At 60.2% G+C, this 24,480-nt stretch carries 23 protein-coding genes and 1 riboswitch; of the genes, 9 read left to right on the top strand and 14 right to left on the bottom strand.

Annotation, left to right across the window (positions count from 1 at the left end; translation table 11 throughout):
* Nucleotides 1-4 precede the first annotated feature (4 nt).
* The 4 genes from pruA to K6T64_RS08015 all read right to left on the bottom strand — a co-directional run bounded on the left by pruA (nucleotide 5) and on the right by K6T64_RS08015 (nucleotide 4,875).
* Complete coding sequence (gene pruA, locus K6T64_RS08030) at nucleotides 5-1,552, bottom strand: L-glutamate gamma-semialdehyde dehydrogenase (protein ID WP_288009493.1); 1,548 nt, start codon at nucleotides 1,550-1,552, stop codon at nucleotides 5-7.
* 164 nt (nucleotides 1,553-1,716) lie between these two features.
* A complete protein-coding gene (locus tag K6T64_RS08025) occupies nucleotides 1,717-2,748 on the bottom strand; it encodes a hypothetical protein (RefSeq protein WP_288009458.1) in 1,032 nt (343 codons plus the stop codon).
* Nucleotides 2,749-2,902: 154 nt separating this feature from the next.
* Nucleotides 2,903-4,288: a class II fumarate hydratase gene (locus K6T64_RS08020; RefSeq protein WP_288009456.1), complete on the bottom strand. Its 1,386-nt coding sequence runs from the start codon at nucleotides 4,286-4,288 to the stop codon at nucleotides 2,903-2,905.
* Between the two features lie 47 nt (nucleotides 4,289-4,335).
* Nucleotides 4,336-4,875, bottom strand: coding sequence for a D-glycero-alpha-D-manno-heptose-1,7-bisphosphate 7-phosphatase (locus K6T64_RS08015; RefSeq protein ID WP_288009454.1), 540 nt, complete (start codon nucleotides 4,873-4,875; stop codon nucleotides 4,336-4,338).
* 140 nt (nucleotides 4,876-5,015) lie between these two features.
* On the opposite strand from K6T64_RS08015, the gene K6T64_RS08010 reads away from it, so the two are divergent.
* Complete coding sequence (locus K6T64_RS08010; RefSeq protein WP_100667045.1) at nucleotides 5,016-5,561, top strand: MarR family winged helix-turn-helix transcriptional regulator; 546 nt, start codon at nucleotides 5,016-5,018, stop codon at nucleotides 5,559-5,561.
* On the opposite strand, the gene K6T64_RS08005 is transcribed toward K6T64_RS08010, so the two are convergent.
* Both K6T64_RS08005 and K6T64_RS08000 read right to left on the bottom strand, forming a co-directional pair.
* On the bottom strand, nucleotides 5,546-6,337 hold the full coding sequence (locus K6T64_RS08005; protein WP_288009449.1) for an HAD-IIA family hydrolase: 792 nt from the start codon (nucleotides 6,335-6,337) through the stop codon (nucleotides 5,546-5,548). The genes K6T64_RS08010 and K6T64_RS08005 overlap by 16 nt on opposite strands.
* A 17-nt stretch (nucleotides 6,338-6,354) precedes the next feature.
* Entirely contained in the window at nucleotides 6,355-6,918 is a 564-nt protein-coding gene (locus K6T64_RS08000; protein WP_288009448.1) for a cob(I)yrinic acid a,c-diamide adenosyltransferase, read from the bottom strand.
* Between the two features lie 80 nt (nucleotides 6,919-6,998).
* Between K6T64_RS08000 and K6T64_RS07995 the strand changes: the two genes are divergently transcribed.
* Nucleotides 6,999-7,895 carry an MBL fold metallo-hydrolase gene (locus K6T64_RS07995; protein ID WP_288009447.1) on the top strand — a complete coding sequence of 299 codons (897 nt, stop codon included), beginning with the start codon at nucleotides 6,999-7,001 and terminating at the stop codon, nucleotides 7,893-7,895.
* A gap of 186 nt (nucleotides 7,896-8,081) precedes the next feature.
* Here the strand turns inward: K6T64_RS07995 and K6T64_RS07990 are convergent, their stop codons facing one another.
* From K6T64_RS07990 to hepT, 4 genes are all read right to left on the bottom strand, one after another.
* Nucleotides 8,082-8,543 carry a divergent PAP2 family protein gene (locus K6T64_RS07990; RefSeq protein WP_197945553.1) on the bottom strand — a complete coding sequence of 154 codons (462 nt, stop codon included), beginning with the start codon at nucleotides 8,541-8,543 and terminating at the stop codon, nucleotides 8,082-8,084.
* Nucleotides 8,540-9,655: an MGDG synthase family glycosyltransferase gene (locus K6T64_RS07985; protein WP_288009445.1), complete on the bottom strand. Its 1,116-nt coding sequence runs from the start codon at nucleotides 9,653-9,655 to the stop codon at nucleotides 8,540-8,542. Before K6T64_RS07985 ends, K6T64_RS07990 begins: the two co-directional genes overlap by 4 nt.
* Before the next feature lie 50 nt (nucleotides 9,656-9,705).
* On the bottom strand, nucleotides 9,706-11,010 hold the full coding sequence (locus K6T64_RS07980; protein WP_288009444.1) for a polysaccharide deacetylase family protein: 1,305 nt from the start codon (nucleotides 11,008-11,010) through the stop codon (nucleotides 9,706-9,708).
* 182 nt (nucleotides 11,011-11,192) lie between these two features.
* Nucleotides 11,193-11,612, bottom strand: coding sequence for a type VII toxin-antitoxin system HepT family RNase toxin (hepT, locus tag K6T64_RS07975; protein WP_157935367.1), 420 nt, complete (start codon nucleotides 11,610-11,612; stop codon nucleotides 11,193-11,195).
* A gap of 150 nt (nucleotides 11,613-11,762) precedes the next feature.
* A riboswitch (TPP riboswitch) is annotated at nucleotides 11,763-11,884 on the top strand.
* Nucleotides 11,885-12,057: 173 nt separating this feature from the next.
* Here hepT and thiE point away from each other — a divergent pair.
* Entirely contained in the window at nucleotides 12,058-12,714 is a 657-nt protein-coding gene (gene thiE / locus K6T64_RS07970; RefSeq protein ID WP_288009443.1) for a thiamine phosphate synthase, read from the top strand.
* 108 nt (nucleotides 12,715-12,822) lie between these two features.
* Nucleotides 12,823-13,941 (top strand): glycine oxidase ThiO, encoded by a 1,119-nt coding sequence (gene thiO, locus K6T64_RS07965; RefSeq protein WP_288009442.1) that lies wholly within the window; start codon nucleotides 12,823-12,825, stop codon nucleotides 13,939-13,941.
* A gap of 92 nt (nucleotides 13,942-14,033) precedes the next feature.
* On the opposite strand, the gene serS is transcribed toward thiO, so the two are convergent.
* The gene (serS, locus tag K6T64_RS07960; protein ID WP_100667036.1) at nucleotides 14,034-15,320 is read right to left on the bottom strand and encodes a serine--tRNA ligase; all 1,287 of its coding nucleotides are present in this window, start codon (nucleotides 15,318-15,320) and stop codon (nucleotides 14,034-14,036) included.
* Nucleotides 15,321-15,574: 254 nt separating this feature from the next.
* On the opposite strand from serS, the gene K6T64_RS07955 reads away from it, so the two are divergent.
* The 3 genes from K6T64_RS07955 to K6T64_RS07945 all read left to right on the top strand — a co-directional run bounded on the left by K6T64_RS07955 (nucleotide 15,575) and on the right by K6T64_RS07945 (nucleotide 19,239).
* Nucleotides 15,575-16,537, top strand: a complete 963-nt coding sequence (locus K6T64_RS07955) for a GntR family transcriptional regulator (RefSeq protein WP_100667035.1) — start codon at nucleotides 15,575-15,577, stop codon at nucleotides 16,535-16,537.
* Between the two features lie 105 nt (nucleotides 16,538-16,642).
* Entirely contained in the window at nucleotides 16,643-18,373 is a 1,731-nt protein-coding gene (locus tag K6T64_RS07950) for a 2-oxoacid:acceptor oxidoreductase subunit alpha (protein WP_288009440.1), read from the top strand.
* A 2-nt stretch (nucleotides 18,374-18,375) separates the two neighbouring features.
* Nucleotides 18,376-19,239, top strand: a complete 864-nt coding sequence (locus tag K6T64_RS07945) for a 2-oxoacid:ferredoxin oxidoreductase subunit beta (protein ID WP_288009438.1) — start codon at nucleotides 18,376-18,378, stop codon at nucleotides 19,237-19,239.
* A 530-nt stretch (nucleotides 19,240-19,769) separates the two neighbouring features.
* On the opposite strand, the gene K6T64_RS07940 is transcribed toward K6T64_RS07945, so the two are convergent.
* Nucleotides 19,770-20,939 carry an alanine racemase gene (locus tag K6T64_RS07940; RefSeq protein ID WP_288009436.1) on the bottom strand — a complete coding sequence of 390 codons (1,170 nt, stop codon included), beginning with the start codon at nucleotides 20,937-20,939 and terminating at the stop codon, nucleotides 19,770-19,772.
* A gap of 101 nt (nucleotides 20,940-21,040) precedes the next feature.
* Between K6T64_RS07940 and K6T64_RS07935 the strand changes: the two genes are divergently transcribed.
* Entirely contained in the window at nucleotides 21,041-21,298 is a 258-nt protein-coding gene (locus K6T64_RS07935; protein ID WP_170085063.1) for a hypothetical protein, read from the top strand.
* Nucleotides 21,299-21,369: 71 nt separating this feature from the next.
* On the opposite strand, the gene K6T64_RS07930 is transcribed toward K6T64_RS07935, so the two are convergent.
* Nucleotides 21,370-22,443, bottom strand: a complete 1,074-nt coding sequence (locus K6T64_RS07930; protein WP_288009433.1) for a M42 family metallopeptidase — start codon at nucleotides 22,441-22,443, stop codon at nucleotides 21,370-21,372.
* A 180-nt stretch (nucleotides 22,444-22,623) separates the two neighbouring features.
* Between K6T64_RS07930 and K6T64_RS07925 the strand changes: the two genes are divergently transcribed.
* On the top strand, nucleotides 22,624-22,956 hold the full coding sequence (locus K6T64_RS07925; RefSeq protein ID WP_100667029.1) for a YunC family protein: 333 nt from the start codon (nucleotides 22,624-22,626) through the stop codon (nucleotides 22,954-22,956).
* Between the two features lie 85 nt (nucleotides 22,957-23,041).
* Here K6T64_RS07925 and K6T64_RS07920 read toward each other — a convergent pair whose 3' ends face one another.
* Entirely contained in the window at nucleotides 23,042-24,271 is a 1,230-nt protein-coding gene (locus K6T64_RS07920) for a glycosyltransferase family 2 protein (RefSeq protein WP_100669158.1), read from the bottom strand.
* Nucleotides 24,272-24,480 lie beyond the last annotated feature (209 nt).

Here is a 24,480-nt window from a genome sequence, read left to right as displayed (position 1 = left end):
GTGGTCAGAACCGTTCAGACACCACTTTGGCCTGGGTCAGGAGAAGCAGGTAGTCCTGGCCTCCGGCTTTTGAATCAGTGCCGGACATGTGAAAACCTCCGAACGGATGCGCCCCCACCAAGGCCCCGGTGATTTTGCGATTAAAATAGAGATTGCCGACTTCGAATGCCCGCCTGGCCTGTTCAAGATGGGCGCGATTCCGGGAATACACCCCCCCAGTCAGGCCGTACTGGGTTCCGTTGGCAATCCGGAGGGCCTCGTCGAAATCCTTCGCTTTTAAAAAGGCCAGCACCGGACCGAAGATTTCCTCCTGGGCAATCCTGGCCTCGGGCGGAACATCGCGAAAGATCGTCGGCTTGATAAAATACCCGTCCCCCTCGGCGGGACCTCCTCCGGTTACCAGTTGCCCCTCGGTTTGCCCAATCTCGATGTATTGAAGCACTTTCTCATACGCCGCCCGGTCCACCACAGGCCCGTAGGACGCCTCTTCCAAATCCGCCGGTGCCACCTTGAGTCGCTCCGTGAGTGCCCTGACCCGTTCCAGAATGGGCTCGTACACGCCCTCCAGGGCGATTACCCGGGAACAGGCGGAACATTTTTGCCCGGCGAATCCGAAAGCTGAAGTGACGATCCCCGCGGCCGCATCATCCAGATCGGCGTCACTGTCCACAATGATGGCGTCTTTGCCGCCCATTTCCGCAATCACGCGCTTTAACCATTTCTGCCCCGGCTGCACTTTGGCCGCCAGTTCATAGATGTGAACCCCGACATCCCGGGAACCGGTGAAGGTGACAAACCTCACCTGGGGGTGAGACACCAGCACGTCGCCGATCTCCCCGCCAGAACCGGGAAGAAACTGAATCACTCCGGGTGGAATTCCTGCCTCTTCCATGATCTTTGTGAACTCCACGGCAATGACCGGACTTGCGCTGGCCGGTTTTAACACCACGGCGTTGCCCGCCACCACCGAAGACACCGTCATCCCCGTGAGGATGGCGAGGGGAAAATTCCAAGGCGGAATGACGACCCCAACCCCGAGGGGCTCATAAATGACTTCGTTGTCTTCCCCCTGGATGCGTGTCAAGGGATGGGGGCGGGCCAGGCGGATCATCTCACGGCCGTAAAACTCCAGAAAATCGATTGCCTCGGCGACATCGGCATCCGCTTCTGACCAGGTTTTGCCCACCTCGAAACACATGAGGGCGGCCAGGTGAAATTTGCGCCGTCGCATGATCGCCGCCGCCTTAAACAGACACCGGGCCCTGGCTTCGGCCGGCTCCCGGGCCCAACCTTCGAAGGCGGACCAGGCCCCTTCCACGGCATCCATGGCGTCCTCGCGGGTCGCCGCAGCGACCTGGCCAACCACCTCCTTCGGTCGGGACGGATCCGCCGAACGGATCCAGTGCCCGCTGAGCCGGTCCCTTCCGTCGATGCGCATGGGGTATTCCCGGCCGAACCCCCGACGCACGTCTTCCAGGGCTTCTTTCATCGCACGGTGGAACGTCGGATCTTGAAAATTGGTCAGTGGTTCGTTGCGAAAATCCACCAGCACGAACATCTCCCCCTTCCCCTGAACGGCAGATCATCCCTATTCTAATCGTCAGGTCGCCGGATCATGCAAAGTCTGGGAGAGGCGCCCGTAGCGGGGCGCCTCGGCCGCGGGGGAGAGACGAAGAGGGGTGGATCCTTGCATTGCAGTAGGGCGGAGTGTCGGGGTCAAGGGGATTCCTCTTCCCTTCCCCCCTCCGTCGTGTCAGCGCCTCCCGAGGTGTATCCGGGCAAGGCCGGCGGGTCATATGCCCGCAAGTCCTCCGGCTGGGCGCCGGGTACGGGGTATTGTTCGAGGTAACCAAGAGGTTCTCGAGGGACCCACCCCGTTTCAAGGGGAGGAAATCCCCAACCGTCCGGAGACGGGCCCCCGGTTCCTGACATTCCGGACGTCCCGGCTCCCGGCCCCCCGGGCGGCATACCGACACCAGGCGCCCCCGGCATGCCCATTCCCGGTCCCCCGGGCATACCCGGCATCATCCCGCCCCCGGGCATCCCAGGAATCCCGGGCGCCCCAACACCGGGCATCCACGGTGCCCCTACTCCAGGCACTCCAGCGCTTGGCACCCCGGCACCGGGAGCCCCCGGCATTCCGGGCACACCGCTTGGCAACCCCGGTATGACCGGAGGAATCGGCAGGCCGCCAATGGGCGCGCCTCCCCCGGGATAGCCCGCTGCCCCTGGGTATCCGGTCCCTGGCAACCCGGGGTATCCGCCTGGACCTCCCGGCGTCCCGGGCGGCACACCCGGGGCACCCGGGACATAACCAGGCTGCCCGGGCATGGGAGCGCCGGGACCCCCAGGAGACACTTGGCCCGGGAGCACTGACTCCACTAACGGCGGCAGAATGCCGGGCAACATGCCCGCCGTCCCATACGGGGCCCAAGGGGCGCCAGGTGCCCCCGGCGTCCCCGCCGGCGGGCCGTACATCTGCCGACAGGCGCCGTACCCCATCTCCCCCGGCGCCGATTCCCCGTAAAACAACTCATCCGGCACCTGACCCGGCAGTCCAGGAGACGGATAACTGGCTCCTTGATCCGCGTCGAACCCATATCCATGCCGCCACATCGGCGTCCCGGATTCCACCGGCTCTGTCCAGGCGGCGGGCATCGGTACGGGAGCGGGGGATCCCCCGAGCCACTCCTCGGCACTTTGATTCCTCTGATCCTCGTTCTCCTTCGCGCTCTGTTGGTCCTCCATCGGTTCTCCCTCCTGGGCTGGTGACGTTCAACACCAGTCTATGAGAGAACCGCCGACAGGGTCCGGAGGACTCCAGAAGTGGGCTCACCGGTCCCCGGCGCCAAAAACAATAAAGGGGGACGGTTCGTTCCGCCGCTCGCTGATTTTTCGTTTCTCACGCCGTGGGGTCGGTCATCCGGTGTAGATCCATCAGACGATTTATATCCTCGGTACTCACCCAGCCGCTGGCTGCCGCCACCTCTCGCACCGTTCGGCCCTCCTGATAGGCTTTTTTTGCCAACTCCGCCGCCCGGTCATAACCGATCACCGGGTTGAGTGCCGTCGCCAAAGCGGTGCTCCGCTCCACCCAGTGGCGACACTGGTCTTGATCCACCTCCAAGCCTTCAATACAACGCACTCGGAATGCTTCACACCCCGTTCCCAGGATGCGGATAGCGTGCAGGACATTCCAGGCAATCACCGGCATCATCACGTTTAGTTCCAGTTGGGCTCCGGCGGTGGCGGCCGCCACGCAGGCGTCACAGCCGATCACTTGATACACGATCATATTCATCATCTCAGCCATCACCGGATTCACTTTGCCCGGCATGATGGAAGAGCCAGGTTGCACCGCCGGCAGCCGGAACTCGGCCAAGCCGCCCCGGGGGCCGGAACTGAGCAGCCGGAGATCATCCGCGATTTTCCCTAGGGACAAGGCCAGCCCCCGCAAAGAGCCGCTCAGCGCGGCCACGGCGTCAGTATTTTGCATGAAGGTGAATCGGTCTTCGGGCTCCCGCCAGGGGTAACCCGTCCATTCCCGCAGCCTCTCCAGCACCTTTCCCGGAAACTGCGGGCCGGCGTTCAGCCCGGTACCCACCGCCGTCCCGCCGATCCCAATCGCCAAAAGCCCGTCCGCCGCGTGGCGCACGTCCTTCAGACGCGCCTCCAGTGCCCCGGCCCACCCCCCGATTTCCTGGCCGACCCGAATGGGAACAGCATCTTGGAGGTGGGTCCGCCCGAGTTTCACCACATCCTTATACTGTTCCTGCTTTTTTCGAAAGGCTGCAATGAGCGCCGACACGCTGGGAATCAGCCGGGTGTGCACCGATTCGCAGGCCGCCAGGTGCAGCGCGGTGTGGATCGTGTCGTTGGTGGATTGCCCCATGTTCACGTGGTCGTTCGGGTGAACGAGGTCGGTCCGGCCTTTTTCCGCCCCCAGCCACTCACAGGCCCGATTGGCGATCACCTCGTTGGCGTTCATGTTCTGGGACGTCCCCGCACCCGCCTGATAAACGTCTACGACAAAATGATCGTCCCACCTGCCCTCGGCCACTTCCTGGGCCGCTTTGACGATGGCATCGGCCACCTCGGGCTCAAGCCGCCCCAAATCTCGATTGGCCAGGGCAGCCGCTCCTTTAACCAGCGCCTGGGCCCGGATAAACTCCCGGGGCAGCCGCATCCCGCTGATCGGAAAATTTTTTATCGCCCGGGCGGTTTGGGCACCGTAATAGGCTGCATCGTCGATCATCACTTCCCCGAGAGAATCTCTGGCTTTCCGCATATTTTCACGCTCCTTGATGATTGGATATACCACATTTTACCGATCAATCATCTCTTGATTTTCATTTCCCGTTTTACACGATGATACGTTAAAATAAGGTTAACGGCCGCGGGGAGGTCGGGGGCTCGAAATTCCGCCCGAGTCGGTCCGTCACCGATGCGAACGGCTCGAATTCCAGCGCGATGTCCCGCCTCCACGTCCGATTCTCGATCCCCGACGATAAAGCTCAGCTCCCGGTCCACGGGGTAGGCCTGCATCAGGTCCAGCAGCATCGCGGGGGCCGGCTTTCGGCAAGAACAACCGCTCCGCGGCGCATGGGGGCAAAACCGTATGGCGTCGATCTGCGCTTTTTCGGCGCTAAGGCGCTGGCGCATCCGTTGGTGCATCCTGCTCACATCCTTTTCGTCCATATACCCCAATCCGACGCCGCCCTGATTCGTCACCACAAACACCCATAGGCCGGCTTCGTTGAGGCGCCGGACTGCCGCACCGACCCCCGGGAGCAGGGGAAATGCGCCGAGGCGATGAATATGGGCTACATATGGGTTGATCACGCCATCGCGGTCGAGGAACACAGCGGGTCGCACAGCCTCAATCCTTTCATCAAGGTACGGGCTTAAACACGGGAGACATCTCGAATTGCTATGAGAGCATAGATTGATATGGAAAGACCCTTTGCCTCAGAAACGATCGCATAGGTGTAGATTTCACGAGGAGGTGCTTCTTCATGCACCGATGGGCCGATGTCCATCTGACGTTTAACCTGATCAGAAGCTTATCCAAGGCGTTGGACGACGACCTGCGCCGCATTGCGCGACCCTATCACCTGACGGGATCCCAGCTTCATTTGCTGAGTCTGTTGTATCAGGAAGATGGGGTTTCCATTTCCACCATCGCCCAGCGCGGACTTTGGCACATTTCGAGCGCTTTCCACAATGTTGCGAAATTGGAACAATTGGGGCTTGTGACCACTCGGTCGAATCAAGAAGACGAGCGGATCACCGAGGTACACCTGACGGAAGAAGGGCGCCGGTTGTTCGACGCCGTGAGTGGAGAAATTGAACAGTCCCGGGTGATTCAAGCGATTCAAAAACTGCAAGAACACATGGGCGGCCAGCAGGAACTCCCGGTTCAGATCGGCCTTTTCCTGTGCGAGGCCCTGTCCGGGCGGGATTTTACCCAATGGCTGCTCCGCTCCACCGCGCAGTGGAAGCAAACCGACAATCCCGAAGACGTCGAAAAGATGACCGACACCGTCTACGCAAACCATTGAGTGAGATCGTCCAGCACCCAGGTGGGGGCAGCGGCGGCAGACGCAAGATCTTCTCGGCGGGAATACCCGGTCAACACGAGAACGGTGTCAAGTCCAGCCCTGTGGCCGGCCAGAATGTCGGTGTCCAAGTTGTCCCCCACCACGACCACCTCTTCTTTAGGAAGACCGAGCAGAGCGAGGGCTTGTTCCATCATGCGCCCTTGGGGTTTCCCAATCACAAGAGGCGCAACGCCGGTGGCCGTTTCAATGAGCGCTCCGATCGATCCGGCGCCGGGAATGAGTCCCCTCGTGTCCGGCAGAGCTCGGTCCGGGTTGGTGAGCACATAGGCGGCACCGGCCCGGATGGCCAAGCATACTTCAGCCAGATCGTTGTAGGTGCAGTGGGTGTGAATCCCCTGCAGCACCGCCGCGGCCTCGGCTGGGGCGATGTCCCCAGGCCGGAATGCGCGAAGGCCGGCCGAAGACACAGCTTGCCACAGCCCTTCTTCTCCAAGAACGAGAATCGGCTCGTTCTTCCAGACCTCGGCGGCGTAGGCCGCCGCGGCGACCGCCGAGGTCAGGACCCGCTGTTTGTCTGCGCGAAACCCCATGTTCCGGAGCCGAGACGCCACGCGTTCCGGCGAATACATGGAGTTGTTCGTGACGAAGACCACGTCGGCAGAGCGGCTGATGTTTTGATACCAGGACACAGCACTGGGAATGGCCCGGTCCCCCCGGTACAGCGTGCCATCGAGATCGACAATCACTCCGCGTTTTTCGTAAAGGTTTTTGCTCATTCTACACCTCGCACTCCTTATCCCTGTTGAAAATCAACGGCAGGCTCCTGAACGCCTAAGCGGTGGTTGACGACCCTGGCCGCGACAAACAGAAAGTCGGACAGGCGGTTGAGGTACCGACACACCGAATCCGCCACTGGCTCTTCCTGGGCAAGGGCCACGACCCGGCGCTCGGCCCGCCGGCAAATCGTTCGCGCGAGGTGCAACATCGCCGCTGCCGGGTCCCCGCCCGGCAAAATGAACCGGGTGAGGGGAGGCAATTGTTCCTCCCACCGGTCGATATTTTTCTCTAACCCCAAAACGTGTTGATCGGTGACAAAACTGCCTTCGCGCTTCTCCTCGGGCGTGGCCAGCTCCCGGCCGACGTCGAATAACTCCCGCTGCACCCGCTCCAAGGCGGCGATCACGTCCCCCCAGTTGCCTGCCGATCGCCCGCGGAGCAGGGCCACAGCCGCACCGACGGCCGAATTCGTTTCATCGATCGTTCCATACGTGTCCACCCGCAAAGAATCCTTTCCGATGCGCCGGCCAAACACCAAACTGGTCTTCCCGTCATCTCCCGACCGGGTATAAATGCGCACAACCAGCCCCCCTTGTAGACAACCGAACATTTTGGCTCTACTATGAGAATAACTCAACCACCGAGGAAAGGAGCAGATCCATGACTCTGCCGCAATGGGTGACTCTCTTCGCCGCCAGGACCCCCACGTTACCGCCGGCCACCGGCACAAACCTGTTCCTGGTATCCGACGGGGGCGAAGGCCTCGTCATCGACGCCGGCTACTCAGACCCGGAAGCTCTGCGACCCTTGACGGACGCCGTCCGGGAACGCCACCTGCACGTCACCGGCATACTGTTGACTCACCACCACCCGGACCACGCGGCAGGAGCGGGATATTTGGCCGAACTGTGGGATTGCCCCGTGCACGTTCACCCGGCCGATGCGGCGGCGGTACAACAGTACGTCCCAGAACACCGCCTCCGACCGGACCTCGCGGAGGGCACCACTCGGCAGGTCGGCGACGTCCGCTTGGTCGCCCTGGAAACCCCGGGTCACACGCCGGGACACCTCTGTTTCTGGGAGCCAACGGCAAAGGTTTTGTTCACCGGAGACGCGGTCCTCGGCGCCGGGACGACCTGGATCGGCCCGCCGGATGGACATCTTCGAACCTATCTCAATACCCTCCGAAAACTGTTGACCTATCCAGCCGAGATCGCAGGTCCCGCCCATGGACCGCTTGTGCAGGATCCGGCAGGCCAGATTCGCTACTATCTTTCCCACCGTCAGGAACGGGAGGAGCAGATCATGTCCTTGATCGACAAACATCCCCGGCGGATCGCCGACCTGTTATCGGCCATCTATGAAGGGCAGATTCCGCCCGCTGCCCGCTGGGTGGCGGAGCGCACCCTCCTGGGACACCTCGTTAAACTGGAAGAAGAAGGACGGGTGACCCGCGCCGTGGACACTGGAACACCCGTCCCCCTCCATCAGGTAACTTGGACCGACGAAGAACTCCGGCAATGGACGGACCAAACCGTTTTCTCTGCCGTCCCGTGAGCCATCATCGAGACGGAGCCCAGGCCCGTCTCGGTCGCGCCCCTGAAACGTTCAATTTCGTAAGCTTTGCGCGGGTCTCGTACTCCTCAGGGCCACGGGAGGAGCGGGGTGGCCGGCTTTCGTACCCCGGGATCACCGGGGCGCACCCGGACGGCCGAACCCATCACCCGCTCAGGCCAGTCTCCCTCAGTGAGCCATGAGATACACCAAGCAGGCGATACTGGTGCCGAGGGTCACTCCACCCGCTACCTCCAGGGGCGTATGGCCCCGGTGCACCCACCTTCGGGCCTGGGCCGCCGCCACGCCCGACAGATCAATCCCCGCCTCTTGGGCCCGGTTGACCAATTCGTACAGAACCACGGCCTGTTGCCCGGCCTGGCGGCGCACGCCTACGGCGTCGTACAGCACCACGGTGGCAAAGACGGATGACACAGCGAACCAGGGCGAATTCCAACCATAAGATAACCCCATCGCCACCGCCAACGCGCTCACGACCGCCGCATGAGAACTGGGCATGCCTCCACTGCAGAACGCCAATCGCCAATTCCACGCCTTTTCCCGCCATCGCTGAAAAGGAATCTTGATGCCTTGAGCCACTAACATGGACGCCAGTGCAGACAATAACGGCAAATTCCACGAAGTGTTCATTTCCATTGTTCACTCCCCAGGACATCGGCCACCAAATCGGCAGCTCCCTGTTGAACCAGCTTTCGCAACCGATCCTTCACGCGACGACGCACCTCTTCATCCAGCAACAAGCGTTCCACCGCTTGGCGCATCTCGACTCCTTTCGTCGGCCCGGAGATAACCCCGAGTTTAGCCAACGCCCGGGCATTGTCCTCCTCATGGCCGGGCAGTGGCACAGCGCAGACCATCGGCAACCCCATCGCCGCCGCCTCCACCACCGTGGCCGTCCCGGGTTTTGTCACCAAGACGTCGCTGGCGGCAAAGACATCTTGGATGTCGTCACGATACCCCAGAATTCTCAAGGCGTGCCTCCATCCGGCCGCCCGCTGGGCCAGCTCCTTGTACAGGCGGCGATTCCGGCCCGCCACCACCACCATTTCAAAATCCGCCGGGGACTCATCCAACCAGTCTAACCATTGTCTCACATTCCCCAGGCCCAGCCCTCCGCCCATGCACAACACCCGGGGTACATCCTCCCAACCCAGCCGGGCCAGAGCCTGGGCTTTGGGGATCGCCTGGCTGAAAGCCGGCCGCAGCGGAAAACCCGTGACATGCACCCGTTCCCGGGGATATCCCAAGTCGATCAATTCATCCCTCATCCAAGGAAACGGCACACAGTACCAGTCCGCCTCCGGGCTCCACCAGAAGCGATGCACATGGAAGTCGGTGACCAACGTCCCGAACTTCCCCCGCCACCCACTTTGGCGAAAACGCTCCAACAGAGCCAAGGAGAAAGGGTGGGTCGTCATCGCCCAATCCACGTTCTGCCGGGTCATCCACATCATGAACGAACGGGCGTAGATCACCCCCAGAAGTCCCGAAGCACCTACGTGCAGTCTGGGTTGCCCTTCGGTGGCCTGGTACATCCAGCGGTAAGCACTGGGCCATCGCCGCAACAACATCAGGTATGTGCCGATCACCATGTGGGTCAACATTGGATGAGACCGCTCCAGACTGCGCACGACTTCCACCCGTGCGTCCGGGTGTCGTCGATTCCACGCCTCCGCTACGGCTACAGCCGCCAGGGTATGGCCGCTGCCAAAGTCATCCGTAAGCAGAATCCCCCGTCCCAATCCCTCAACTCCCTCCCGCAGCCCGCACCCGGCAGGTGCAGCGGGCATCGTCATCCCCGCTCATCGGCGGAACCCGCGCCAGGGGGCTTCTCTCCCCGCCGAGAACCGTAAAGCTGAATCAACGTCTCCGGTGAAATGTAGATCCAATCCGCTTGCAGGGTCTGAAGGCCTTGGGACAACCTGTTTCGGCCCTCCGGATGGTGCCCGAGGAGCACACCCTGAAGGTAACGGGAAACCAGACGCCGCAACCACCTTGGCCGAAGGGGGGAGACGATAAACCCCGCCCGGTCGGTTCCCCGGCTCAGTACGCTCAGGCCGTACAGCACTTTTACCCCGCGCCATCGCGGATCTTCCTCCACCGCCCGGGCTAGGATCGGGAGAGACCGGCGCCCGATCTGCATATAACGAAGGGACAATTGCCACTCATTCTTCGCATCTTTCATCAGTGATTCTAGAAGTGTATTGTCAAAATGAATCTCCGCCACCGGATCCCCAAACCGCAACCGAGTTCCGTTCTTCAAGGTGATCGGCCAACCCCAATAGCGCCTTCGCCCGAGGCGGAAGAGACACTCCCCCGGCCCTGCCAGGGGCTGAGAATGCATCAACCGAGCTCCTAAGCGATCCACCCTGTTCCAGAGACGTTCTCGGAAGGTTCGCCTTGGCACATCCGACAGTTTCACCAACCGCCACCCGTTTTCTTTGGCCCATTCCACAAACAGGGGCAGAGCCTCAACCACCACCGCCGGGGCATCCCGGCGGGCCCCAAAAGTATCACCCGCATCGTGGAGAAGAACAATGGCCCCATCTTTCATTGTCCGGATCATTCTGCGGGCGAGTTCGGCCGGAGGCCCCTTGGCCGCCCAGTCCCAACTCATATGGCTCCAGAGGACGGGCCGGATGTGCTGACGCAGTGACCAGATATACGCCGGCAGGTTCAACAACCCCCACGGGGGCCTGTACCAGCGGATCTGCACGCCAAAAGTATCTTCCAAGCGTCTTGCCGCCTCAACCACTTCCTGCCTTGTCTTCCCGGGACCCAGGAGCCACAAGGGCCGGTGGGTCAGGCCGTGGATCGCCACATCGTGTCCTTCGCCCACCATCATTTTGATGAGATCGGGGTAACGAAGCGCCTTTTCCGCCAAGACGAAAAAAGTGGCTCGTACGCCCTCCGCCCGTAGAATTTCGAGGATCTTGGGGGTGTAATCCGGGCTCGGTCCATCGTCAAAGGTAAGGGCCGCCAACTTCATCCCGGGTGGTAAGCGCTTGATGCATCCAATCCCCATCGTCCTTCCGAGAAAAGTGGGCACCACGGTATACCCCACCATCACGAGAAGAGCTACCGTCAACCACGCCATGATGTCCTGCCTCCTACAGCGAGAAGCCCCCTCTATCATCTTACCGTGAAATGTGTCACATCGTCTATGGCTGTACAAAATCGTAACGTTGTGAAGAACAACGATACATAACGGACATTTCGCCCATTTTTCCCACCCGCCCGCCGAAAGTGTCCGGAATCATTTTCCCGCCCGGTCCCGTGTCAACCCAGAAACTTCTCAAGAGATCGACGCGCTTCATCAAAGGCATCCGCATATTTTTCCACCGCGTCCCAGACCCGCTCCGGGGTCAATCGATCGTAATCTTTAGCCAAAAGCCGGCGGAGATCCGCCACAGGAAGAAACGATTCCCCGAAGGACCGGTCGAAAATACCTTCTTCCATCATAATCTGCAAAATGTCTTGATAGCTGGCGGGGTCCCGCATGGCGTACCCGTCGATGATGTGGTTGCAGCTATCGATCAGGCATTCAATGGACATATGCAAACCGCGTTCGGCGGCCATTCGAATCAAAGGATCGCTTTCAAACGCTGACCGCCCGCGGCGCTTGACCTCTTTAACGCCCTCGGCATAGGAACTCATCAATTCCAAACGGGCGCGAACCCAGGAACGATCGAGAAACAAGTCGGTCCACCTCTTCCCCAAAGCTCTGATGTTCAGACCCCATTGTAGACGCCCACAGGTCCGTCTGCAACGACCCCCCATGCCCGGGGTGAGCCATGCGGACCATTGACGCCCACCGCCAAGCGTGGTACACTGGCTTCAATTTCAAAGATGTTCCGCGGGGGGTGCCGTGCCGCCGGGAGGAGGCGAGCACGGCTGAGAGAGGCCGGCAGCCTTAACCCTTGGAACCTGTCTGGGTCATGCCAGCGAAGGGACGGTGGAACAAGATCGACAAAGGCTGCCGGAAGGCGGCATTTTTTATGAACTTGATCGACATGCGGCAAAAGTGTACATCCGGGATTCACTGGTTCGGCTCCAGACTGGAGGGCCGCGTCCTGGCGGGTTTGTCATGGCGCGGCCTTTCTTTTGTCCTGGGCGGACGTGGGGGGCGAAAGGAGGTTTTTCATTGGGCTTATTTCAGATTCACGTGGTGACGGATGGACAGAAGGCGGCTCAGGAATTGGCCGAGGTCGTCCGCAAAGTGGCCCAGGCCGGGGCGGACGCCGTGCAGTTGCGGTACAAGGCGGCTCCCGCCCTGGAGCTTTACCGACTGGCTGAACAGCTCCTTCCGGTGCTGGACGGCACATCCACGAGGCTCCTCATCAACGACCGGGTGGACGTCGCCTTGGCGGTCGGAGCTCACGGGGTTCATCTGGCAGCCAAAAGCCTGCCGGTCGATCGGGTGAGGGCACTCCTTCCCGCCCCGATGGTGGTGGGCCGCTCCGTGCACAGCCTGGAAGAAGCCCTGGAAGCCCAGCGTTCCGGCGCCGACTACGTCACATTCGGCCACGTTTTCACCACCCGTTCCAAACCAGGCGTACCACCCCGGGGTCCCGATGACCTCAGACGGATCGTGGAATCTGTGGACATCCCGGTCCTGGCCATCGGGGGAATCACTCCGGACAACGCCGCAGAGGCGGCCCGCACAGGCTGTGCCGGCGTCGCCGTCATCGGCGCGGTCATGGGCCACGCAAACCCCGGTGCCGCCCTGTCCGTTTTGGCCCGAGCCCTGGAGGCGTCCGGCGCCGCCCCGGCACACCCCTTTCGTTGGCCCGCCAGCTAGACGGGACAGTCGGAGGCCGGCGGCGCCACCGGTCCCGACATCCGGGCTGTCGTTAAGGTGCCCAGGGCAGCCATTCACCCCTTGGAACGGATTGGAGGAGGTTCAATCATGAGGGAGCAGCGGATCGAAATTGCCGTCATCGGCGGAGGCTTGATCGGAACGTCCATCGCGTATCACTTAACCAAACAAGGCGTGCGGCCGTGGTTGTTCGAGGCCGAGACTCTCTCCAGCCAAGCGAGCCACGCCGGCGCCGGCATGCTCGGTGCCCAGGTGGAAATGCACGAGCCCGGGCCTTTGTTCGAACTGGGGGTCGCCAGCCGTAAAGAATTTGCTGCGTTGTGTGAGTCATTAAAAGAGGAGACGGGCATTGATCCGGAATACGCCGCCGAGGGAATGGTGCGGCTCGCATCGACTCCGGAGGAAGCGGAAGAACTCAGGGCCCGGGGTGAATGGCAGCGCCGGGCCGGGCAGCGGGCGGAGTGGTGGTCGCCCGAAGATGTGAGCAATGCCCTGGGCTACCCCCTGCCCCCTTGTGAAGGCGCACTGTACCTCCCGGACGACCACCGGGTGGAGGCGCCCCGTCTGGCCAAAGCTTTAGCCCGGGGTGCCGTACAAGCAGGAGCCACGATCCGCGAAGGTGAGCCGATTCTTCGATTGGAAGAGACCAGCGGCGGGGTCCAGCTCACCACGGCCCTGGACACGTATACCGCGGGCACCGTGGTGGTGGCGGCGGGGGCGTGGTCTTCCCTGCTCCTTCAGCGGCCGGAATGGCGCGGCCGGGTATTCCCGGTCAAAGGAGAAGCGGTCTTCCTCGAAGCGGGGCTCGTGCCCCTGCGCCACACCGTTTTTGCCAAAGACATCTACCTCGTTCCGAAAAAAGACGGGCGAATGTACCTCGGGGCCACCGAAGAGCGGGGAACGTGGTCCAGGGAGCCCTTCGCTGCGGGGATCGCCCAACTGACCGCCCGGGCGGGGTCCCGGGTGACCGACCTACAGGGCCTCGCGGTGTCTGAAGTGCGGGTGGGCCTGCGGCCGTGGTCGGACGACAATCTTCCCTATCTCGGGCCGATCCCCGATACGGAGCACCTGTGGATCGCCGCGGGGCACGGCCGCAACGGTATCCTGCTCACGCCCATCACCGGCCGATTGATGGCCAAGTGGCTGGTCAGCGGAGAGCGAGATCCCCTGTTGGAGGCTTTCGACCCTCTCCGAATCACCCGGCGTTAGACCCCTTTCACCCAGTCCTCCCGGGCAGGGCCGCCGGATGTGCCGGAGGCCCTGCCCGCCTGGCCGCGGGTTCACGCGCCCAGTCCGGCCCCTCACTCCTGTACCTCGCGCTTTGGCCGCAACCACTCCCGGCCCCCCAGATACGGCCGAAGGGCGGCGGGTATGTGAATCGATCCATCCTCTTGCTGATGAACCTCCAACAATGGGATCAAAATCCGGGGAGACGCGATGGCCGTATTGTTCAAGGTATAACAGTAGTGCAGTTGCCCATCGCCGTCCCGGTACCGAAGGCCGGACCGCCGGGCCTGAAAATCCAAAAAGCTCGAGCAGGAATGGGTTTCGCTGTAGGCATTGCGGCTGGGCATCCAGGTCTCAATATCGTGCTTCTTCACCTGGCCCTGGCCCATGTCCCCGGTGCAGACCTCTACCACCCGATAAGGCAACTCCAGGAGGCGCAACAACTGCTCGGCATTGTGCAAAAGCTCCCAGTGCAGCCGCATGGCCTCGTCCCCATCGGCCCGGGTGATCACGACCTGTTCCACCTTTGTAAACTGATGGACCCGGTACAGGCCCCGGGTATCTTTACCTGCCGATCCCACCTCTCGCCGGAAACAGTTGGAGATCCCGAGCATCCTTTTCGGAAGCTCCTCCTCGGAGAGGACTTCATCTGCATAGTAAGAAACCAGGGGCACCTCCGCCGTCCCCACTAAATTTAATTCATCCTCGGGAATCACGTAGGTCTGTTCTTTGCCCAAGGGAAAATACCCTGTCCCGAACATCGCCCGATCCCGGACCATCACGGGGACGATCATCGGGGTAAAGCCTTTCGCCACCAAATGGTCCACCGCCAGTTGAATAACCGCGCGGTGCAACAAAGCCGCCTCGTTTTTCAAAAAATACATCCGACTGCCGGCGATCTTCACGCCCCGGGGAATGTCGATCAAATCGTGCATCTCCCCGAGGGTCACGTGGTCGCGAATCGGGAAAGAAAATGTCGGTACTTCTCCTTCCCGGCGCAGTTCCACGTTGTCGTGGTCGCTCTCCCCCACCGGCACATCGTCGAAGGGCACCGCCGGGACCCGCAGCATCAAGTCTTCATACCGATTCTTGACCGTATCGAGTTCGTCTTCCAATCCCTTGATACGCTCGTTCAGTTGTCGCACCTCTGCGATATTCAACTGTTTTTCCTCGCCCTGAAGGGTTGGGGTCCGCTTCGATTTCTGATTGCGCTGGGCCCGCAGCTCTTCGATCTGTCCGAGCAATTGCCTGCGGCGTTCGTCAACCTCTAATAAATCCTGGACATCAATGGAAATCCCCTTGTCCCGGGCCGCTTTTTGCACCCGGTCCGGGTGGCGGCGGATGTACTGGATGTCAAGCATGGGAAGCCTCCATCTTCACGACATTCAAATTTTATATTACTGGACATACCCCCCCATTGCAAACCGCGCCTGAACAGAGTTCCCGGTGCCGACGAAGGGATGAAAGCCATCGTCTACAGGTTGTTCACGAAATCTTCAAGAGTCCTTCCCTTTCTCTGGACCGTTGGAGTATAATAGGGCTGCATTGAAAAAGGTTAATGGATCAATCCATTGAGCCACAGTCGCCCTCACCACAGCCGGGAGGTGAACCCTAGATGTCCTTTCCTATCGTCCGCAAGAACGGCATCCCCTTGTACATACAGGTCAAGGAGGCCGTCCTCGCACAGATCCGGAACGGACATTGGAAGACGGGTGACAAACTTCCGACGGAACGAGAACTCTCCGAGCGTCTCCAGGTGAGCCGCAACACCGTAAGCCAGGCCTATCAAGAGCTTGAAGCCGAAGGGGTTCTCACGTCCATTCAGGGACGGGGAACCTTTGTGTGTGATCGAGACGACGCCGTCCGCATTGAGAACCGCAAAGACCTTTTGATGAAGATCATCGACGTGGCGATGGAGGAAGGTCTGCAGCTCGGTTTCTCCATTGAAGAGTTCGCCGAACTGACGGCGGTACGGGCCAGGCAGAAGCGGGAGTTGCTCAATCTCATCCAGGTGACCTTTATCGAGTGTAACCGTGAGCAAGTGGATTATTTTGCCCGTCGGATCCAGTTCCGTTCGGGGGTGTCCATCACACCCGTCGTCCTCGATGAACTCCGACAGAATGTCGAAGTGCACCTCCCCAAGGTGACCTCCGCAGACCTCGTGATTACTACATTTTTTCATTACGATGAGGTCAAGGAGTTGTTGGGACCGAAACGCAATGTGCTGGCCATCTCCTTAGAACCGCAGATGGACACCATTGTTCGGATCGCCCGCATTCCCGTTGGTCGGCGGATCGGCCTTGTGTGCCGTTCGGAAAACTTCGCGGGAAAAGTGCAGTTGGCGTTGAAAAATGCCGGCCTGGACGGTCTGGACCTGTCGGTGACCACCACGTCGGATCCCGAGGAACTCGAATGGTTCGTCGGGGAGATGGATAGTGTCATCGTCTCCCCAGGCCGGCGGCGGGAGGTGGAACGACTCTGTCGCCGGCGCCAGGAGGTCATCGAATTCGTCTATCAACCCGATGTGGCATCCATTAACTTGTTGCGCGCGGCACTCATTGACGTGCGCCGGGGGTGAGACCGCGCATCGCGTAAAGATACCAGGTTTCGGTTATATTGTGGCTGAGGGCGGCTGGAACGGTTCCCAGATGTTTTCAAGACGACTAGAGGAGTGACTCAGAGTATGTTGGAGGAATTGTCGTGGAAGGTCGGAGGACAACAGGGGGAAGGGATCGACAGTACCGGCGAAACCTTCGCCACGGCTCTGAATCGGCAAGGGTATTACATCTACGGGTACAGACATTTTTCTTCGCGCATCAAGGGTGGACATACGAACTATAAAGTTCGGGTCTCCACAAAGCGCCGCTTGGCCAGCGCCGATTTTCTGGACATTCTCATCGCCTTCGATCAGGAGTCGATCGATTTTAACGCAAAAGAACTCCGCTCAGGAGCGGTGGTCATCGCGGACGAAAAGTTTCATCCCACCTTGCCGGAGGGTGTGAAGGCCGAGCTCTACGTCGTCCCGTTCACGAAGCTCGCCGAGACGGCCGGATCGAGCATCATGAAAAATATGGTGGCCCTCGGCACCTCCGTGTACCTCCTCGACCTCCCGGTGGATATTTTCTCCGGGGTGATTCACGACACCTTTGCCCGCAAGGGCCAGAAAATCGTTGACCAAAACATGGAAGCCATCCGCCAAGGCTATCAATTCATGAAGGAACAACTCAAAGATGGGACCCACATGAAGCTGAAACCCCCGGCGGGCAAGGGTTCCCACCTGTTTATGATGGGGAATGACGCCGTGGCCCTCGGAGCTCTGACCGGCGGTTGTCGGGTAATGGCCGCCTATCCCATCACCCCGGCATCGGACATCATGGAATATCTTATCAAGAAAATGCCTAAAGTCGGAGGCGTGGTGGTCCAGACGGAGGACGAGATCGCGGCAATCAATATGATCATCGGCGCTGCCTACGGTGGCGCCCGGGCGATGACCGCCACCTCCGGCCCCGGTTTGTCCCTCATGATGGAAGCCATCGGTTTGGCAGGCATGACAGAAACCCCCGTCGTCATCGTCGATACCCAGCGGGGCGGCCCGTCGACAGGGCTTCCGACCAAACACGAGCAGAGCGATCTGTACGCCGTTCTGTTTGGCAACCACGGCGAGATTCCCAAGATCGTGTTAGCTCCGAGCACAGCCGAGGAGTGCTTTTATGAAGCGGCCCGGGCCTTTAATCTGGCGGAGCGTTATCAGTGCCCGGTCATTCTCATCACCGACCTGGCCCTGTCTTTGGCGAAACAGACGGTGGAGCCGCTGCATCCGGAGACCATCGAGATCGATCGCGGCAAACTGATCACCGAAGTCGATCCTTCTATGCAGAGTGGATCGTTGTTCAAGCGCTACGCCTTTACACCCGACGGCATCTCCCCCAGGGTGATCCCTGGTGTCAAAGGCGGGATCCATCACGTGACCGGCGTGGAACACAATGAGATCGGCCGACCGGACGAGGGGAGTGCAAACCGCGCCAAGATGATGGAAAAGCGTTTGCGCAAGCTCGAGAACGTGGAACTGGACGGCAGTCTGACCTTCTCCGGGGATGAACACTACGACACCCTGGTGATCGGCATCGGGTCCACCCGGGGAGCGATTGAAGAGGCGGCGGAACGCCTCACCGCGGACGGACACCGAATCGGCCACGTTCATGTGAAGGTTCTGGCCCCCTTCCCAACCCAGGCCCTATCGTCGTACACCGAACGGGCAAAAAAGGTGATCGTGGTAGAGAACAACGCTACAGGAGAACTCGCCCATTTGATGCGGTTTTTTGGCGTCACGACCCCGACGGTGTCTGTGAAAAAGTTCGATGGCAATCCGTTCTTGCCCGGTGAGTTGTACCGTCAGCTGAAGGAGTGGATGTAACGATGGCAACGGTCAAAGAGTTTCGAAACAACGTGCGGCCGAACTGGTGCCCGGGGTGCGGAGATTTTTCCGTACAAGCCGCCATTCAGCGGGCCCTCGCCAATCTCGGTATGGAGCCCGAACAGGTGGCGGTGGTATCGGGGATCGGTTGCTCCGGGCGTATTTCCGGTTATATTAACACCTACGGATTTCACGGGGTCCATGGCCGGGCGTTACCTTTGGCCCAGGGGCTAAAACTCGCCAACCGGGATTTGACCGTGATCGCCGCAGGCGGCGACGGCGACGGGTTCGGAATTGGTTTGGGACATTTTATCCACGCCGTCCGGCGAAACCTGGATATCACCTATGTAACCATGGACAATCAGATTTACGGCCTGACCAAGGGCCAGACTTCCCCGACCAGCGGCCATGGGTTCAAAACCAAGACCACCCCGTCCGGCAATATCGAGCACGCCGTGCAGCCCATCGAACTCGCCTTGGGGGCCGGCATCGGATTCGCCGCTCAGGGATTCTCCAGCGACATCAACCAATTGACCCGGCTCGTGGAGTTGGCGATTCAACACAAAGGCTTCTCTTTAGTGAATGTATTTAGTCCTTGCGTCACCTTCAATAAGACCAACACCTACGACTGGTTCAAACAGCACATCGTCAACCTGGAAAACGATCCGACCTACGATCCGACCGATCGCAGCCGGGCGATGCAGAAAGTGTTGGAAACCGGTGGGCTGTGTACCGGGTTGATCTACCGGCAGGAGCGTCCTTCCTACGAAGAGCTGATTCCCGGTTTCCAGGCGGAGCCTGTGGCGCGGCACAATCTACAGATGGATCCCGGTGTGTTTGGCGAGTTGGTCGCAGAGTTCGCCTGAGAGACGAGGGTTGGTTTTCGCGAGGTCGCCGCTTTCCCGCCGGGAGCGGAAAACCGGCACGAACACAGGGCGGACGTACAAGGAATACAGGGCGCACAAGGAAAAGGCCCGGGGCATATCCCGGGCCTTCAACCTTCATAAAAACGCGTGTGTCCTTTGTATGATTAAGCTGCCTGCTCGACTCAGCCTTTGTTCTGGGACGGCTCGCCGGGTTATGTATCTTGTCCCCAGATATCGTCCCTCGCCGAAAGATATCGGCTACCGCCCCCGAACTTCAAACTGCTCCCGGCACCGCAGGCAGATCCACTTTTCGTGACGCTGTTGAACCAGCATTCGAACCAAGCGGGTCCGCTCACTGTGGCAATGTGGGCATGGAGTTTTGAGCTTGGGCGAGCGACCGCGAGGTAAAACCGCCAAAGACATCTTCCCCACTCCCTTCTTCCCGGACACCGGAGGGCCCTGGTTATGGGTTTTCCGGGTCCATCCAATCTATAAGACGATGGGAGCAGGGATTTTGTTCCTTATCTCGATCACTCCACCCGACCCTGGGCGTCCACCGACCACCATCCTTCCCACCCCGCTTCTCCCACAACCCCCAATCGCCGGGTGAGGTTCACCACCGGACAAGCGTGGTTGGGGATGAGCTCCACCACCTCTCCGACCCGGGGGAGTTCAACCCCAGAATTCGGCCTTTCGATTACACCGTGTTCCTCGGATAACCGAGTCACCCTGAGCCCTTCCTTTCCGCAGAGAACCCCGAACCCCTCGAGTCCAGAAGAACCGTGGGCTCCCTGATCCAGAGCGAGCGTCTTGGCCCCCGCATCTATGACACATCGGTCTGGGGTCGGCCGGCTCACCACCCGGGCCACCACCCGAAGGGAACAGTCCTCCGGATTGGCTGCACCCAAGCGGACCTGGGTTCGGTCATTAAACACATAGTTGCCCGGTCGAATCTCGCTAATCCCGGGAACTTTGGATACACGGGCGGCCGTCGGTGTGGATCCCGCGCTCAGGGCCGGGGTGGGCAGGCCCCTCATCTGCAGCGCTTTTTTTAAGGCCGCCAACTGCTCGCCTTCGCTCTTGGCGATGGCCTCGACCTCCTCCTTCGACTCGGCGCCGTACGCGTGGCCGGCGTGGGTCAACAGACCGGCAAAATACACCCCTCCCCCCGGCTCTTCCCGCCAGCGCTTTTCCCACAACAGGATCCTGGAGACGACAGCGGCAGCACGGTCCTCCTCGGCCGCCGGAATGCCACAGCGGTGCAGCCCAGTGTCCACCTTCAGCCACAACCCCACCGTCACCGCCCGTTCCTCGGCCATTCGGGCCAGGAGGTCCACTTGTTCCAGATCATCCACAACCGTCGTAACCCGAGCCCGGGCGGCCAGAGCCGCCAACCGATCCCGTTTCACCGCCGATATCACCGGATAAGCCACGGTGATATCCCGAAACCCAGCCTCGGCGAACACTTCTGCCTCGCCCAGTTTCGCCACGGTGATGCCCTGGGTCCCCGCCATCCGCTGTCGGCGGGCAATTTCCACCGTTTTATGGGCTTTGACGTGCGGCCGCAGCGCCACCTTGGCGTCAGCAGCCAAGGCGGCCATTCGGGCAATGTTGCGATCAAGGGTAGGGCGGTGGACCACCACAGCCGGTGTCTCAAACCACTCTGCGTGTATAAAAGGTAAAACAAGCGGCTGCACCATTGACTCTCCCCCTTCGGCGGACGCCCCGGCCTCCCTGGCGCCGGGGCGTCACAATCGGTACAATAGTCATAGAACCCGCTAGGTAGAAAGGAGCGAACGGTGTGAATCCTGGTAGTTGGACTTCCGTAGAACTCCCATCCGATGCGCGCTTGCTGCGAAAGGAAACATTCACCCTTCAGATGGAACAGCAAGATTACGATATCGAGCTATTCGAGACGATGGAAGGTGAGTATTACGCCATGGGCACGCCCCGGGCTGGTGATAAAATCATCGTATACGGCAGCCCGGTGGTCCCCGATGCAGCCCTGGCCCTTCAGATAGTCATTGACAAGATCCAACGGGAGCAGGTGAAAGAGTAACTGCCCACCCTTTTCCCCTCGCCCTGGGGCACTTCTCCGCTTTCCCAGGCGAATCGCCTGCATTCTCGGAGCTACTGCGTCAGGCGGTCCACCGTTTCCCGGTCTAACCGCCTCACTACCTCAGTCAGCAACCGTACCGCTTGGTCATAATCATCCCGGTGTAGCAGAGCCGCATGACTGTGAATGTACCGGGTCGGAAATCCGATCACGATGGAGGGGATCCCCCGCCCTGCCAGGTGAGCCCGGCCCGCATCGGTTCCTCCCCCGGCCATGGCGTCAAACTGGTACGGGATCCCCAATTCTTCCGCCGTATCGATGACCAGATCCCGGAGTGGACCATTCGGTACCAACGTGGCGTCGTAGAGAAGGACGAGCGGCCCTTTGCCGCACTTGCCGAGCGCCTCGCGCTCCGACAAGCCCGGGGTGTCTCCGGCGATTCCCACATCGACGGCGATAAACACATCGGGCTGAATCCATTGAGCCGCGGTTTGCGCGCCCCGCAAACCCACTTCTTCCTGCACCGTGGCTCCGGCATACACGACGTTCGGATGGCCTTTATCTTTCAATTGGCGCAGGAGGTCGATCACCGCCGCGCAACCCGAGCGATTGTCGATCGCCTTCGCCATGATAAATTTGCCCCCCGACATGACGGTGAACGGACAAATCGGCACCACCGGATCGCCAGGTCGCACGCCAAACTCCATCGCCTCTTCCCGGCTCCCGGCGCCAATGTCAATAAACATGTCCTTCTTCCGAACCACCTTGTCCCGCTCTTCCTTCGGGAGAACATGGGGAGGTTTGGATCCGATCACACCGATGATCTCCCCTTTTCGCCCGAGGACCCGCACCCGCTGGGCCAACATCACCTGCTCCCACCAACCGCCCAGGGTCTCAAAACGCAAAAAACCCTCCGGGGTGATATGGGTGACCAAAAAAGCCACTTCATCCATATGCCCCATGACCATGACCTTGGGGCCCGCGGGATCACCAACCTTCTTGCCGACAATGCTGCCAAGGCCATCCTGCAAAACTTCGTCGGTGAGCCCCTCAAGGTGCTTTCTCATCAATTCCCGTACGGGCCCTTCAGCTCCTGGGGCACCGGGGGCTTCCGTTAACTCTTTCAACAACTCCAGTGAAGCATCCATAGCACTCCCTCCTCCATTCCATTCCCTAGATCTTTCCACCAATCCATAACCAGCTGTGCACATTCCTCCGCCCGGAAATCTCATCTCAAACCGGGAGTTTAGCCTTCCGCCGTCACCTCAGGGTGTCGCCCGACCATAGAATGGTTCGGTGGGAAATATCCCAACGGGGGAGGCATAACCGTGATCCGTGTGGAGCCTTTGACCTTCGATGAAGGAACCGCCATCGCTGTCCAGATCGCCCTCCCAAAGACGAATCTTCTCGCCGTCACCACCGCTACGGGATACATCATGTGCGGTGCACTGGACGTATCCCTGCTCAACACCCGCCTGCGAAACCGGGAGATCATCGCCGGACGGGCGGTTGGCGTAAGAACCCTGGAAGAGCTCCTGGCAGCTCCTTTAGAACAAGTAACCGACGCCGCAGCGGCCGTCGGTTGGCATCCCGGGATCAGCGGACGAACCGCCATCGCTCTCCTCTTGGCCCGGGAAAAAGCATCTGGAAAAACCGTGTAGCACATCCCGTCCGCCTCGCCAAAGCGACGTTACCCCTGCCGGGACGACACCGACGGCCCGCACCGTGGCGGGCCGTCAAAAAATCCTATCGGCTCCGGATCTCGTCCAAGCGAATCGCCCGGGTATGTAGTGTATGGTCCCACACCCGATTCTTGCGAGTAAAGAAAGCCGCTGTCGTCACCGGAAACCAGGTCAACGTAAATACGGGTAGAATCACCAAGCCCAACAGCGCCTTCAAAGGCACTCTCTCCAACAGCATGGCAAGGGGCAGCTGCCCGAACAAGAAAATGTTCATGCTGACCCAGAACCAGTTCGGGAACAGCGTGCTGATGTTCGTGAGTTCAAAGAAACCCGGGGAGAACACTTGAAAATACAACATCCCCGTCGTCAAGAGCACGATCAACATCCGCATGGGTTGAAACAGATAGAGCGCCGAATCGAACATGGCCAAATTGCGTTTTCGCAGGCTCTCCCGCAACAATGACCAGAAATACCGATGGAAACAATCAAAATGCCCCTGCATCCAACGTAGCCGCTGGCGCATCGATGCTTTGAGAGTCAGTGGTTTTTCGTCGTACACCCGGGCATCGTGGGCCCAGGTCGGGTAAACCCCGCGCATCACGCAGCGCACTCCGAATTCGAGATCTTCGGTCAGGCTCGTCGCCCCCCAGCCGATCTCCTTCAATAGCGCGGTCTCTACACAGACCCCGGTTCCGCCCAAAGCGTTGGGTAAACGAAGGTTGTACCGCGCCAACTGCCACATGCGGTTCGTGTACCAGTAGGAACATCCGTAAGAAATACTCACCCAGGAATCAAAAGGGTTTTTCACATCCAAATACCCTTGAACCACCTTGGCCCCTTCGCACAACTTGTTATTCATGACCTGCAGGAAATTCGGCGAGACCAAGTTGTCCGCGTCAAACATGACCACGGCATCATACTCTCGGGGCCGTTTCCACAACTGCCCCAACATCCACTCAATGGCATAACCCTTGCCACGTTTTTCCGGCTCGAACCTCTCGTAGGCGATCGCCCCGGCTTCCCGGGCAATATCGGCGGTCCGGTCCGTACAGTTGTCACAAATCACGAAGACATCGTACAGTTCCTTCGGATAGTCCAGATGCTTCAAGTTTTCAATGAGCGGAGCAATGACCTTTTCCTCATTGTGTGCCGCGATGAGGACAGCAAACGATTTCGTCGGTGGATGCTCCTTCGTCCTGTGGCGGCGCCGCAGTCCAAACAGCGACAGGACGACTTGGTACATGCCCACCACCGCCGCCACCACCTGGAGGAGGATGAAAAAGCCGTTCGTCATTGTGTGTACAAAATCCATCCACGACTCCCTCTCTTTTCCCGTCCCCGCAGGGCCGTCCCCGCGACACCGCTGCCTTCGGCCAGCCGGCGCCGTCAGGGCATAGTATGACACAGACAGCTCAGTTCTCACCCACTATACCACGGGCGGAAAATCTTACACAACCCCCCTTGACCAGGCCCGCACCCGAGACTATGGAGAACCCGGGACGC

The sequence above is a fragment of the Kyrpidia sp. genome (genome assembly GCF_023512215.1).
Classification (GTDB): Bacteria; Bacillota; Bacilli; order Kyrpidiales; family Kyrpidiaceae; genus Kyrpidia; species Kyrpidia spormannii.
This window is presented reverse-complemented; position numbering and strand designations above follow the sequence as displayed.

Coding starts and splice junctions, on each gene's coding strand:
- K6T64_RS07990 (WP_197945553.1), bottom strand. CDS start 8,543: ATGAACACTTCGTGGAATTTGCCGTTATTGTCTGCACTGGCGTCCATG.
- K6T64_RS07930 (WP_288009433.1), bottom strand. CDS start 22,443: ATGGATGCTTCACTGGAGTTGTTGAAAGAGTTAACGGAAGCCCCCGGT.
- serS (WP_100667036.1), bottom strand. CDS start 15,320: ATGCTTGACATCCAGTACATCCGCCGCCACCCGGACCGGGTGCAAAAA.
- K6T64_RS07955 (WP_100667035.1), top strand. CDS start 15,575: ATGTCCTTTCCTATCGTCCGCAAGAACGGCATCCCCTTGTACATACAG.
- K6T64_RS07920 (WP_100669158.1), bottom strand. CDS start 24,271: ATGACGAACGGCTTTTTCATCCTCCTCCAGGTGGTGGCGGCGGTGGTG.
- K6T64_RS07980 (WP_288009444.1), bottom strand. CDS start 11,010: ATGGCGTGGTTGACGGTAGCTCTTCTCGTGATGGTGGGGTATACCGTG.
- K6T64_RS08005 (WP_288009449.1), bottom strand. CDS start 6,337: ATGAGCAAAAACCTTTACGAAAAACGCGGAGTGATTGTCGATCTCGAT.
- K6T64_RS08020 (WP_288009456.1), bottom strand. CDS start 4,288: ATGCGGAAAGCCAGAGATTCTCTCGGGGAAGTGATGATCGACGATGCA.
- K6T64_RS07950 (WP_288009440.1), top strand. CDS start 16,643: ATGTTGGAGGAATTGTCGTGGAAGGTCGGAGGACAACAGGGGGAAGGG.
- thiO (WP_288009442.1), top strand. CDS start 12,823: ATGAGGGAGCAGCGGATCGAAATTGCCGTCATCGGCGGAGGCTTGATC.
- K6T64_RS07945 (WP_288009438.1), top strand. CDS start 18,376: ATGGCAACGGTCAAAGAGTTTCGAAACAACGTGCGGCCGAACTGGTGC.
- K6T64_RS07995 (WP_288009447.1), top strand. CDS start 6,999: ATGACTCTGCCGCAATGGGTGACTCTCTTCGCCGCCAGGACCCCCACG.
- K6T64_RS08025 (WP_288009458.1), bottom strand. CDS start 2,748: ATGGAGGACCAACAGAGCGCGAAGGAGAACGAGGATCAGAGGAATCAA.
- K6T64_RS08010 (WP_100667045.1), top strand. CDS start 5,016: ATGCACCGATGGGCCGATGTCCATCTGACGTTTAACCTGATCAGAAGC.
- K6T64_RS07940 (WP_288009436.1), bottom strand. CDS start 20,939: ATGGTGCAGCCGCTTGTTTTACCTTTTATACACGCAGAGTGGTTTGAG.